Source organism: Rhodococcus sp. 05-339-2 (assembly GCF_002258965.1).
Taxonomy (GTDB): domain Bacteria; phylum Actinomycetota; class Actinomycetes; order Mycobacteriales; family Mycobacteriaceae; genus Rhodococcoides.
On record NZ_NOYW01000021.1, the window covers coordinates 67,274 to 80,291 of the forward strand.

The 13,018-nt window shown below is 65.0% G+C and carries 11 protein-coding genes; 3 read left to right on the forward strand and 8 right to left on the reverse strand.

The genetic code is table 11. The features are described 5' to 3' along the window. Window positions 1–42 precede the first annotated feature (42 nt). From CH273_RS24715 to CH273_RS24725, 3 genes are read left to right on the forward strand one after another with little or no spacing between them, the layout of a single operon-like run. A complete protein-coding gene (locus CH273_RS24715; protein WP_032394635.1) occupies window positions 43–1,407 on the forward strand; it encodes an MFS transporter in 1,365 nt (454 codons plus the stop codon). A gap of 6 nt (window positions 1,408–1,413) precedes the next feature. Further along, window positions 1,414–2,352: a sugar kinase gene (locus tag CH273_RS24720; RefSeq protein ID WP_032394634.1), complete on the forward strand. Its 939-nt coding sequence runs from the start codon at window positions 1,414–1,416 to the stop codon at window positions 2,350–2,352. A 26-nt stretch (window positions 2,353–2,378) separates the two neighbouring features. Beyond that, window positions 2,379–3,428 (forward strand): L-idonate 5-dehydrogenase, encoded by a 1,050-nt coding sequence (locus CH273_RS24725; RefSeq protein ID WP_032394798.1) that lies wholly within the window; start codon window positions 2,379–2,381, stop codon window positions 3,426–3,428. 15 nt (window positions 3,429–3,443) lie between these two features. Here CH273_RS24725 and CH273_RS24730 read toward each other — a convergent pair whose 3' ends face one another. From CH273_RS24730 to CH273_RS24765, 8 genes are all read right to left on the reverse strand, one after another. Continuing rightward, a complete protein-coding gene (locus CH273_RS24730) occupies window positions 3,444–4,028 on the reverse strand; it encodes a hypothetical protein (RefSeq protein WP_032394633.1) in 585 nt (194 codons plus the stop codon). A gap of 107 nt (window positions 4,029–4,135) precedes the next feature. Beyond that, on the reverse strand, window positions 4,136–5,221 hold the full coding sequence (locus CH273_RS24735; protein WP_032394632.1) for a glycosyltransferase family 4 protein: 1,086 nt from the start codon (window positions 5,219–5,221) through the stop codon (window positions 4,136–4,138). Between the two features lie 54 nt (window positions 5,222–5,275). After that, the gene (locus tag CH273_RS24740; protein ID WP_052049352.1) at window positions 5,276–6,538 is read right to left on the reverse strand and encodes a hypothetical protein; all 1,263 of its coding nucleotides are present in this window, start codon (window positions 6,536–6,538) and stop codon (window positions 5,276–5,278) included. Next, a complete protein-coding gene (locus CH273_RS24745; protein ID WP_032394631.1) occupies window positions 6,525–7,634 on the reverse strand; it encodes a glycosyltransferase in 1,110 nt (369 codons plus the stop codon). The genes CH273_RS24740 and CH273_RS24745 overlap by 14 nt, the downstream gene beginning before the upstream one ends. Continuing rightward, window positions 7,624–8,889, reverse strand: coding sequence for a hypothetical protein (locus tag CH273_RS24750; RefSeq protein ID WP_052049373.1), 1,266 nt, complete (start codon window positions 8,887–8,889; stop codon window positions 7,624–7,626). The genes CH273_RS24745 and CH273_RS24750 overlap by 11 nt, the downstream gene beginning before the upstream one ends. A 243-nt stretch (window positions 8,890–9,132) precedes the next feature. Further along, window positions 9,133–10,659 carry a flippase gene (locus CH273_RS24755; protein ID WP_032394630.1) on the reverse strand — a complete coding sequence of 509 codons (1,527 nt, stop codon included), beginning with the start codon at window positions 10,657–10,659 and terminating at the stop codon, window positions 9,133–9,135. Next, entirely contained in the window at window positions 10,659–11,711 is a 1,053-nt protein-coding gene (locus CH273_RS24760) for a glycosyltransferase family 4 protein (protein WP_032394629.1), read from the reverse strand. The genes CH273_RS24755 and CH273_RS24760 overlap by 1 nt, the downstream gene beginning before the upstream one ends. Then, window positions 11,621–12,994, reverse strand: coding sequence for an O-antigen ligase family protein (locus tag CH273_RS24765; RefSeq protein ID WP_032394628.1), 1,374 nt, complete (start codon window positions 12,992–12,994; stop codon window positions 11,621–11,623). Before CH273_RS24765 ends, CH273_RS24760 begins: the two co-directional genes overlap by 91 nt. Window positions 12,995–13,018: the final 24 nt, after the last annotated feature.

The window sequence follows — 13,018 nt, forward strand, 5'->3', positions numbered from 1 at the left end:
TCCTTCGTTCGGCTCAGGCCGTAACTTCACCCGAGGACAACCATGGACACGACCACAGAACCGTCGGATTCTCCGAGAATCGCTCCGGCCAAGCATGATCCGACCGCGGTACGACGCGCGGCGTGGGCCGGCCTCATCGGCACCACGCTCGAACAGTACGATTTCGTCATCTACGGCACGGCATCTGCGCTGATCTTCAACAAACTGTTCTTTCCCAACATCTCTCCGGCCGCGGGCATCATCGCCAGTTTCAGCGCGTACGCCGTCGGGTTCCTTGCTCGTCCGCTGGGCGGGCTGTTCTTCTCTCGCTACGGTGACCGGCTCGGTCGCAAATGGGTGCTCGTGGCGACCCTGATGCTGATGGGAGGAGCGACGATGGCCATCGGGCTGCTGCCGACATTCGAACAGGTTGGCCTACTTGCCCCGGTGTTGCTGGTACTGTGTCGGTTCTTCCAAGGCTTCGGAGCGGGAGCCGAACAGTCCGGTGGCGCAACACTTCTCACCGAGACTGCGGAAATCGGCAAACGTGGCCGATTGGCTGCCCTCGTCATGACCGGAGCGGCACTCGGCACCGCGCTCGGAGCCATCGCCTGGATTCTGGCCCAGTTGCTCCCCGATGACCAACTGATGTCCTGGGGCTGGCGAATGGTGTTTCTCAGCAGCATTCTGGTCACCGTTGCGGCGTTCATCATCAGGCGCAAGCTCAACGAGTCTCCGGTCTTCCAGGAGCTCAAGGCGGCCCAGGAGCGCCCGAAGGCACCGGTGAAGGAAGTGTTCGCCAACGGAAAGCGGCCGCTGTTCATCGTCATGTTCATGACCGTCGGTATCAGTGCACAGTCCTACACGTACCAGGTGTTCATGGCCTCGTACATGAAGAACGACGTCGGCGTGGACCCCACGTTCATCCCGAAGGTGTTGCTGATCGGAGCTATCTGTGGCGGCATCGCAGCCTGGGGCTTCGGATGGCTCTCGGACAAGGTGGGTCGCAAGCCGGTGTACATCGGCATCGTCAGCCTGCTCGTCGTTCTGCCGGTCCCGACCTTCATGGCGCTGAACACCGGCTCGCACACGTTGATCACCCTGGTGATGATCATCGGATTCATCCTGGCATGCCAGGGAGCAGTCGGCGTCACGATGAGCTACTTCCCGGAGATGTTCGGAGCCCGATACCGTTACGCCGGGGTGACATTGGGCCGCGAGTTCGCCTCGGTGTTCGGCGGCGGCATCGCTCCGCTGCTGTGCGCGGCTCTGATCACCGCGTTCTCCGGCTCCTGGGTTCCCGTCGCCGTGTACATGATGATCATGGCGATCTCGGTACTCGTGGCCGCGTCGTTCGCTCCGGAAACCCGCGACAGAGACCTGACCGATCCGGCCAACGCCACCGATCCTGTACTCGTCAAGGCTTGATCTGCAGTGTCGGTACTGACCTTCGGCGAAACCATGGCTTTGACCACCGCCCAGGACCCCGGTCCACTCGCACACGTCTCGACGATGCGGCTGGGTATCGGAGGAGCCGAGACGAATTTCGCAATAGCACTGCGGCGGTTGGGAGTTCCGGTCACCTGGGTGGGCCGAGTGGGTTCGGACAGCCTGGGTGACCGGGTGGCCAGGGAACTGCACGCCGAACGACTCGACGCACACGTCGTTCGAGACCCCGATGCACCCACCGGCCTGATGGTGAAGGAACGCCGTACTTCCACTTCGACTCGGGTCTGGTACTACCGAGCGGGGAGTGCAGGCTCACGCTTCCGCATCGGTGACATCCCGGAGACGCTCTGGGACGGAGTCAGGGCGCTGCACGTCACGGGAATCACCCCGGCGTTGTCGGATACGGCGTGCAAAGCGACGCTGTTCTACGTCGAGCGAGCCCGCGAGCGCGGCATCGCGGTGTCTTTCGACCTGAACTATCGCCGGGCACTGTGGACGAGAACCGAAGCGGCACCGGTGTATCGGCAGATCATCGAGCAGGCCGATATCGTGTTCGCCGGTACCGAGGAGGCAGCCATCGCCGTCGGTGACGGCACTGCCTCCGAGTTGGCGGAACGTTTGTGCGAGCTCGGCACGGACGAGGCCGTCATCAAGCTCGGCGACCGCGGTGCACTGGTACGGGCCCGAGGCATCGAATATGTCTGCGCTGCAGTGCCGGTGGACGTGGTCGACTCGGTCGGCGCAGGGGACGGTTTCGTGGCCGGCTATCTGTCCGAACGGCTCGTCGATGCACCGATCGACCAGCGGCTGCGAACGGCGACGACCGTGGGTGCCTTCGCGTGCACGGTCCCCGGCGACTGGGAGGGTATGCCGCGCCGAGACGAGCTCGACCTGCTCACCTCGGAGGAGGCTGTCACCCGATGAACGAGAACGGACGGACGAGTACCACCATGACCGAAGTACCGCGCATTCCCGAGAAGACCGTCGCCCTGGTCGCCCATGCCGCCGACGATCTGCGTCTCGACACCGTCGCTGTGACACCCGCGGCACCGGACGAGGCAATCATTGCCATCGCCTACGGCGGGATCTGCGGATCGGATCTGCACTACTGGCAGCACGGTGCTGCGGGTCAGTCGGTGTTGAAAGCGCCGATGCGGTTGGGCCACGAGGCGTCGGGAACGGTGGTTCGTCGTGCCGAGGACGGCAGCGGTCCCGCCGAAGGCACCCCGGTGACCGTTCATCCGGCCACGCCCGGCGGAACGGGCGCGAAATACCCGGCCGATCGCCCCAACCTGTCGCCCGGCTGTCGGTACATGGGCAGCGCGGCACAGGTACCGCACAACGACGGGCTGTTCATCGGACACGTCGCCGTCCCGACGCGAATGCTCCGAGCCCTGCCGGCAGGACTCGATCTGAGAATCGCGGCGCTGGCCGAGCCCGCGAGCGTGGCCTGGCACGCTGTCGAACGCGCCGGAATCGTTCGGGGCGCAACTGTCCTCGTCGTCGGTACCGGTCCGATCGGTGCCCTCATCGTGGCGGTGGCCGCGCGGGCGGGTGCGGCGAACATCGTCGCGGTCGACCTGCAGGATTACTCGCTCGAAGTGGCACGTGCACTCGGTGCGCACCGGACGATCGATGCTCGCGACGGCGTGGCGATCGCCTCCGTCGAGGCAGACGTCACGTTCGAGTGCTCAGGTAATCACCGCGGTCTGGCGTCGGCGATCAACGGCACCATGCGCGGCGGACGCGTCGTGATGGTGGGGCTACCCCCGGCCGGTGATCAGCCGGTTCCGGTCTCGTTGGCGATCACGCGGGAGATCGACCTCGTCGGTTCCTTCCGTTTCAACGACGAGATGGAAGACGTCATCGAGGCATTGGCCGACGGTTCCCTCGATGTCGGAGCGGTCGTCACGGCCGAATATCCCGTCACCGAGGCGCTCGACGCATTCGCGCTGGCGGCGGATGCATCGCGTTCGAGCAAGGTCCTGCTGACGTTCTGATCGAACAGAGCTCGACTACTCGAACTCGAGTCGCATGGATTGACTCGTCATCTGCAAGATGAGCACGAAGCCGGTGAGAGTCACCACGATCGGTGCCCACAGGACGACGGCGACGAACGTGTCGACACCTCTGTCCACCACGATGTACACCGCGACGATGGAGGTAGCCAGCACACACAGCGCTATGTGTGCGGCCAGCCTCCATTTGTCGAAGAGGAAACCGGCCAGCATGCCGAGGGGTATGAGAAACGTGCACTTTCCGAGTGTCACCTCGGGCTCGAAGTCCGCGGTGATGGTGGCCCCGAAAATCGCGATATCGGCGATGACGACGAACGCGAAGGCCTGCCGGAGCGTCGGCCATGGACCGAACCACCAGAATGCGCCCATGATGTACGCGGCGATCATGCACGTCCACTGCACTATCGACGGGATCGGGGTGGTGGCACCGTAACCGAATGCCATCTCGAGGGTCACCACGACGGCCATGGCCAGACTCGCAGCCGAGACGACCCGTTTGACCCCCGTGGTCAGCGCGAGGGAGGCCATTACTCCGACACCCCAGTGATAGTGCTCGTTCGGCCGGTACGAAGCGCGTGTCACGTGTGTCCCCTTCCGTCGACCGCTTCAGGATTCAATCACACGCGACCGTGACGAGGATCATGTTTCTGCACTTCACCAGCTGATGCGTCCAGCGATCGAAGCGGCGTTCAGCCGATCAGCCGGTGTAACAGTTCGGGAAGCGTTTCGCCGATGTCGTGGCGACTGGCCACGCGGTAGCGAGCGCTGTCACCGAGTCGGCGCCGTCGATCCGCGTCACCGATCACGGTCGAGATCGCCTCGGCCAGAGCCGCGGAGTCACCGGGTTCGACCAGTACCCCCGCGCCGTCGGAGAGAAATTCGTGGGTACCGCCGTGATCCGTTCCGATCACCGGCAGCCCGTGCGACATTGCCTCGAGTACCGACAACGGACCGGCCTCCGGGGACGTACTGGCCGAAATCACGACGTCCCACCTGCGGAGTGCGGACTCTGCATCGGTGTGCCCGAGAAACTCCACCCTGCCGGCGAGGTCCGATTCGGCGGCACGTTCGTGGAGCTCCGATACGTAGTCGCGATCGCCGGGAAAGCTTCCACCAGCCAACTCGACTCGGATGCCGGGGAGTGTGGCGACGGCATCGAGGAGAACTCGGTGCCCCTTCCAGGGTGTCAGCAACGCCAACATGCCGACCACCGGTGGGGTGTGAAGTTCGCCGCCGAAACGGGTCACCGGCCACGGCACTCCGTTGTGTGCCACCACCACCGGAAGGCCTGCCGCGCGGAGTGGAACGGCCGTTGCTTCCGAGACCGACACCGCGACCCGAATTGCCGGGCGGGAGAATCGAACCACCACGCGCTGCTTGAGAGAGTTCATGGTGTCGTGAACGAGCCAGGACGCACCGCGGGTCGGCCGGCACAATCGTGCGACCGGGAGCGCGAACAGGGAATTGACGACAGTTGTCGTGTCGGGCGCGCGCACGACGGAGCGCACTGCGCGTGCGGCGCCGATCCACCTTCCGAGCAGGCGCAGCGCGGCGATACCGCGTGCGGCACCGTGCTCACCCCCGAGACCGAGTTCGTCGATCCGAATGTGCCGGGTTCCGCTCGGCAGGCGACGCGCCAATGGTCCCGCGGGGCAGGCGATCACAGTTCTGTGGCCGCGGCGCTCGGCCTCGTCGATCAAATTGAGCAGCACCTTCTCCGCACCGGAAACCTGTCCGGTGTGGGCCAGAAAGAGCACGGTCGACTCGTCGGTCATGTGTTGGCCTGTCTGTGTGGCAAGGGTGGTTCGCGAAAGCGAACTCGTGACTCGTCAGGCATGGTGCAGTAGAGCGACGGGGTCTCCGCACATCCTCTGCAGCGCTGAATCGACGACCGCGACGTCGATCATCTTGCTGCAGAACGATGCCGTGTAGGTCCGCCCACCGGCAATCTCGGCAATGAGCATCGTGCAGCCGTCCGGGCCGTCCGGCTCGAGTGATGCGGCCATCTGCGGTGGCCTGCCGTCGTCGACCCAGTCGAGGTGATCGAACACTCGCACTCGCCCGAGGTCGCTGACGGCCAACCTCAATGTCCCAGGAACGTCGACGACCGAATCGTCGACCTGCGGTCCAGCGGACGACCGAACTCGCGTTGCGATGTCGCGGAGCTGCGACATCCCCAGTACCGCTATGGGCCAACCGGATTCGATCACCTCACGCATCGCCGTAGCGATAGCGACGGGTGTCGTGCCCGACGGCAGGTGAAGTGGAATACCGACGGCGAAGTTCCCGTGCGAATTCTGTTGTGCGGGATCGAGGTAGCGTCGACTGTTGAACAAGACCATGATGTGCTCGGCGACGTCGACGCCCTCTGCGCGCAGTGCCGCGCTCCACAGCGCGATCGAGATCGACGCGGCTGTCGCACCCGGCATGTTCTCGGCCGTCCAGCGCTTGAGCTCGTCTACCCGTGCTCGGCTCATGTACCCGGCACGGCTGACTTTCGCGGTTTCCCAGTTCTCGATTCTTCGGCGGGGAGCAGACCCGTCGTCGACCTCGGGTCTATGGCGTCCGCGCAGCCTACGGAAGTCCAAGATGGTCTTGGGGTTCCGAGAATAGTGACGCCACAATGCTTTCCACGTCGAACTCGCGGGCAATCCTGACGCGAGCCCGGGAACCAGTGTCCCGTCGGCATCGTCGCAGAATGCCGCCAACATCATCACGCCGATCTGGCCATCTCCGATTCCGTGCGAGTAGTCGATGGCGAGATGGTCGTCGAACACGATCACGTCGAGCGGGCTGCGCTTGCCGTCTCGGGATCGAATCTCGGTGAGCATCCGACCCAGGTCGTCCGTGGGGCCGCTACTCGCGGTGACGTTGTCACCTGCGATGTCGGTGCGGTAGCGCCAATGCTGATTGTCCGACCGCGGTTCCAGTGCGAGGTGTGCCTCGGCATCGGCCTGTTCGGCGGCCGTGAGCGTTCGTCTCGTACGTACGACGTCGAGACCACGAACCGGACCGACAGCGGTGATTATTCGGGTGTCGGCGAACACTCGATCCAGCGCAGTCGCGCGGTAGCGGTGCTCAGCGGACGGCATCGACGACCTCCTGCATTCGACTGCGGAAGTTGGCGCGAGAAAAGCCTTCCGCCCACGTACGGATGGCGGCGCGGTCGTAGTCCGCAGGGTCGAAAGAGCGCATGGCCTCGGCGAATCCGGCGATCACGTCGTCGTCGGAGCCTGGAGATACGTGCACCCCGGTCTTCCCGGGTACCACCGAGTCCATCGCACCGCCGTCGCCCAGGGCGATGACGGGTGTTCCGGTTGCCATGGACTCGACGGGGACGATCCCGAAGTCCTCTACGCCCGGCATCAGAAGGGCTCGCGTCGTGCGGTGCAGTTCGAGAAGCTTCTCGTGTGAAACTCGTCCCAAGAAGGTCGTTTTGGGTCCGGCAAGTTCTCGGCAGGCGTTCATCGCGCGACCGTCTCCTGCCACCACGAGGGGAACGTCGGCTTCGGCGGCAGCGCGGACCGCGATGTCCGGACGCTTGTAGGGGACAAGGCGTCCCGCGAGCAGGAAGAAGTTCTCTCGCTCGACGGACGGATCCGGTGTGAATCCCTCGGTGTCGACGGGAGGATGGACAACCACTGCGTCGTCGCGCCCCCACCAGTTGTCGATACGACGCGCAACTGCACTCGAATTGGCCACCACGGTGGTCAGTTTCGGTGCGGCGGCTATCTCGCATCGACGTGCGACGGCCGACAATGCCGTCAGTATCGCCGCTCCGGCTCGACCGCCACCCTCGCCTGCGCGCAACTCGGGGTCCCAGGCCCACCGTGCCGGGCTGTGTACATAGGCGATCACCGGGGAGTCGGTGGCGAACACGGCCTGGGTAGCGAAGGCATGGTGGCTGACGACCACCGCATCGAAACCGGTGAGCGGCATTCGGCGGAAGGCCAGCGGCATCAGCGGAAGAACGGGCGCGTACGACCGTTGGCCCAACGCGTTGTACACCCGATTGAGTCCGGTCGTGTGCGGCTCGCGACTGATTCCGGCCGGTACCCCTGACGGCCGGGAGATCGGCGCGAACACCTCGGCCGCAGGCCAGTGCAGAGCAAGTTGTTCGATGACGTGCTCGGATCCGGCGATCTCGGTGAATCTTTCGTGTACGACGGCAATTCTGTCAGCTGGCATGTCTCTGGCCTTCCGGCGCGATCGTCTGTGCGGTCCGTTCCACCCGTCGGGTCGACCTACCGCTCTGCAGGACCAGATGTACGGGGATGTCGAAGTCGTCGAGCAGCCGCAGTGCGGCGGTTGCCGCCTTCTTGTCTCGTCCGCGTTTCGAAACCAGCACCACCACGGTCTCGACGTCACCCACGTCGAGGTGCTGCCACCACTGGTCCGATACTCCGAATTCTGCGGTGGCTCGGCGAGGTTCGGTTGTCCGGTCCTGATCGTGATCCGACTCCGACACGGCACCCTCGCCGACCAACAGGACGATCACGCCCTCGCCCTTGGGAGCAGCGTGTCGAGCGCCTCTCGAGGCAGTCCGGTCGCCGCGTTCGAGCGCAGCGATCCGCGCAGCTACGGCAGGCGGCACCGTATCGCCCGACTTCGGGTCGAAGTGTGCACCGTACTTGCGCGAGACCCGACGGGCCCAGGAGCGAGAGGGCTTGCGTCCGAGGCGTCCTCGGAGCAGCACGATCAGTTCGGCCGCGACGATGAGAGCAGCGAGCGCTGCGACGAGCGCCTCCGAGACCGGTTTCGGCGATACCGGAGTGGTGCTCTGTTCGGGGTTCGACAGCACGACGAGTCGATCTCCGCCCGCTGTGGCCTGAACCTCGCTCAGGCGGGCGCGCAGATCGGCCAGCTCGGAGACGGCCGCGGGCCGACTCGGATCGTCGGGTGCCAGGGCATCGATTCGAGCCTGTTGCGCGTCGACTGCGGACTGTGCATCGCTCGTACGATCGCCGGAGTCGCGAATTGCATTGGCAGTGCTGGTGCTTGCCATGGTCGACACCATCGCCTCGGCCAGATCCGCGGCGAGTTCGGGAGATCGGGTTGTCACCGTCACGATGAGCAGTGCAGGCGAGGTGCCGGGGGAGAGCTCCACGCTCGAGGCGAGTTCCGCTGCGTCCATACCGGAATCGACCTGAGCGAGTACCTCGTCGAGAACACTGCGATCGGTTGCCAGTTCCATGAACGGTGCGCGCATCTGCTCGATGAACGCGTCACCGGGAACCAGAGTCTGGGCCGGTTCGATCTCGGTGACGACCGACGCGGCGTACTGCTCGTCGGTGAGTTCGCTCCTGAGGTAGAACACCCCTGCACCGACCAGCAGCGCGATGACGAGGGCTGGCAGAAATGCTCGGCCCAGCTCACGCATGTGGCCGGCCAGGTCGATGGGTGGGGGTACGTCGCCTCGGTGTACGGCATCGTGGACGGACATCAACCGCATATCCTTCCGTCGTTGATGCGAGCGGATGTACCGCTTCGGCGATTCGTGGAGCCGACGGGCTCGATGATAGCCGGGGTCGGGTGTCGGTCGCGTAGCCGTGCCGCCCGTGAATGAAATTGCACATCAACAACATTGGAATAACAAGCACGGTGATTTGTTGCGATCGCGAAACCGAACTTCGAGTCCGGACCGAGCCGCCCGAATCGGGCGATGTGTCCGTTGTTTCCGTGGTTCTCACTCGGATCGCGCACGGTGCCGTCCTTTCTCTGCCGCTCCCGGCAGTGGTGACTCGACGAGTCCGATCGCAACGAGCGCGTAGAGCACGGTCGCGACCAGCAGCGCCGCCGCAGCGGAGACGAGCAGCCACAGGCCGGGGTGGTACTGCACCAGGAACCAGCCGCCGACCGTCGCAGCTGCCGCGATCACGACGACGACCGAAATCGACCGCACAGGAAACAGTTTGGAAATCGGCATACTCCGCGCGATCACTGCCCACAGCAGGACGAGCGTGGTTCCGATCGTCGCTACCGTGGAGATTGCAGCTCCGTCGTACGACATTCGCGGGATCAGAACGAGGTTCAACCCGACGTTCAGGGCCAGGCCGACCAACGCCACCACGGGGTAGTGTCGCTGCATTCCGGCCGATGCGAGCACGAAAATGCCCAGCATCACCAACGACATCAGCGCAGCGCCGATCACGAGCAGACGGGCTGCGTGAGCTCCGTCGACGAAACGGTCGCCGTACAGCAAGCCGATCAGCGGCTCGGCGGACGGTACGAACGCCGCGACAGCCATCGCCCCGAACAGTGCGAACAGCAGTGCAGCCGAACGTGTGCGCGCTCGAAATGCTGTGGTGTCGTGGGGCCACGACGCGACGAGCAGGGTGCTGATCGGTGCCACCGCGGCCAACACGAAGGTGTCGATCATGTCCGAGAATTTGTAGCCGATGGAGTACAGTCCCACGGCCTCGAACGTGTCGAGCAGGCTCAGCATCAACATGTCGATCTTGAGCATGGCGATGGTGAGAGCGAAGCCGATCGCCAGTGGTACGGCCTCTTTCAGATAGGGCCCCCAGCGACGGATTTCGATGTGCCGTGACGGTCGCAGACCCATGGAACGGTTGCCGATGCCGAAGCCCTTGGTCACCAACTTGAACACTTCGTTGGCCACGGCCGGGAGAACGAAGATCAGCAGGGTGGGGGCAAGCACGGCCGCCAGGACGGTCAAGGCCAATTGGAGTGCTTGGCCTGCGCTTTCGGCGACGGCCACCAGGACCAGGCGATGACGGCTCTGGAAGAGGACGCTCAGGGCGTGGCCCGGCGTGGCGAACACGACAACCAGTCCACCCACGACCGTGGCGAGAACCACTTCGCTCGGATACTGCAGCAGGAGAACGTATGCGACGGCCAGCACGTACCCCAGCAGCCCGAGGACGGTCCGCAGAGCCAGGAACGACGATGCCGTTCGACCGATTTCCTCGGGATCGTCGTCCATCAACTTCGCCAGCACGACGCGTCCGACACCCAGATCGGTGACGACGGACATCAAGCCGAGCAGCGCGAAGACGAAGCTGAACTGACCCCAATCGTCCGGTCCGAGTGACCGCGCGACCACGACGCTGCCTGCCCATCCCAGGGCTGCGATGATCACTCGGCTGATCAGGACGGCAATCGTGGCCTTGGCAGCGGCCTTCGGATCCGCGGCCACTGCACGGTAGTCGGGAGGTTGCTCGGTGCCGTCGAGTGCGAGGTCCTCGGCCATCAGACCACGCCTGCGGCTCGATATGCGCCGGCGGTGAGCTCTGCCGTTCGCCGCCAGCTGATCTCGCGGGTTGCCACGGCTGCCGCGTCGACGAGGGCTGCGCGGGTATCTCCGTCGAAAGCGATGGGTTTCATCGCCTGTACCCAGTCGTCCACGTTCTCCGATTCGACGAGAACGGCACCGTCGCCGACGACATCGGGGAGGGCACCGACGGCACTGGCGACGACCGCGCCGCCCGAGGCCATCGCCTCGACGGGCGGGAGTCCGTAGCCCTCGTACCGAGAGGCGTACGCAGTGATCGTCGCGGCAGCGTAGAGGCCGGGCAGATCCTCGACGTCCACGTACCCGAGCCCCTGTGAATTGCGGGGGGCGTGGGGGCCGGTGGAGCCGGCCCCGGCCAACAGGCACGGTAGTCCGAGACTCTCCGCTGCGTCCGCCACCAGCTGAACGTTCTTGCGAGGCTCCACCGTTCCGACCTGCATGACGAAACGGTCCGGCAAGTCGTACTTGCGTCGAACGGCGTCCACCCGGCCCTCGCTGGGGACGCGAGCCCACGCTGCGGGTGCCAGGCCGACCACCGTGGCGTCGCGCCCGCTGACCGCCTTGATTCGATCGGCGGTGAACTGCGAGACCGCGATGAGCAGATCTGCGCGACGCAGTGCGCGCCGTACCAGTCTCTGCTCACCCAGTGCGCGAAATCGACTGGAAGCCGACGGCATGTCGATGACCGAGAGGTCGTGCACCGTCGCAACGGTGAAGGCCTTGGTGAGGAACGGCAGGTCGACGTCGAGGCCGTGCACCACATCGCAACGACCGACGGGGAGGGCGCCGAGCACAGCGCGAGCCGCACCGCTGGTGACCGGCCTCTCCATCGCCGCGACCGAGGGTGGAAGATCGCCGACGGCGTCGCGCTGCACGCACGCGGCGAGATCGGTACCCGGTAGGCAATGTGGGAGCTCGTTCAGGAGTTCGCGAATGTAGGTCTGTACGCCGCTTCCGCCCGGTCGGAGGGCGAGCGCCCCGAAAACGATTCGTGTTGCGCTGCTGCGCATCCCACCACTCCTAACAAGAGCCAGAAATAGACATCGATCGGAAAGATCTCGAAATACGTGGAGACGAGACTGGCGAACATCGCGGCGACGATCGACGCACCGACTCCGAGGGCGAGCGCACCGTCGCTACCCGGTAGTGCCCGGGACAGGCGGGTGCACCACAGCAACGACGTCACCAACAGCGCCACGACGGCCCAGAGGCCGATCGGCCCCAGTTCGAGCAGCGCCTTGACGTAGTAGTTGTCCGGTTGATAGTTGGTCGACAGTCCGGATCGAGTGAACGCCTGACCCTCTGCGGTGGAAATGCGGTCTGCTGCAGACCCACTCGATCCCAGCCCCGTCCCGACTGGATGAACCAGAATGCTGGCGATGATGTTGGCCCAGCCGTCACCGCGTTGACCCAGGCTGCTCGACGAGAAGAAGACCGACGTGATCTTGGGTACGAAGGGGACCGTGACGGCGACGGCCACTGCCGCCAGCGCGAACGGCGCGGCGAGGTAGCGGAAACGCACGGCGATCAAGTAGACGGCCCCGACGGCGAGTCCGAGGATCGCGCCTCGCACGATCGAGCTGGACATCGCGATCACCATCATCGGAGTCGCGCAGAGGAACAACAGGTTTCGCCGCCGACGCGGATCGGCCAGCGCTACCGCACCTCCGACCAGCAACGCCAACATCACGTACAGGCCGAAGGGGAACGGCAGATTGAACGTGCTGAACGTACGCAGCAGTCCGCCCGATGTTCGGACCTGCGTGCCGTATTCGTACCCCAGCGACACCAGTGCGGCGGGACCGGCCACCAGTTGCGCTATGCCGACCGCCGACGTGAACACGCCCATGCCCATGAGAACGGAGACGAGGTGGTCCCGATCGGTGGCGTCGAACGGTGCGAGCCACATGACGACCACCAGCAGGATGTAGAAGAAGGTGACTTTGATGCCGAACACGCCCACGACTCCGTACGTGGCGAACGCCGACACGCTGCCGAACACGACGAAGACCGCAGCGGCCGGCCACCACGGCACGAACACTCGAGGCGACGAGCCGCGGACGTGCCGTGGTCGACGCAACCACGCGCACAGGACCGTGAAGACGACGAGACCCTCCTTCCAGCCCGATACGATCCCGGGGAGGGGAACGAGAACCAGAAGTCCGTGCAGTGGAACGAGTCCGGCCAGCAGGAGAACCCCGCGCTGTGGCCGACGGTAGATCGCCGAGGCCACCGCACAGCCCAGCGCGAGCACCAGCGCTGCGCCGACACCGAGCGCAACGTACGTGATCACGCGGTGCCCCGAACGCGGTCGTGT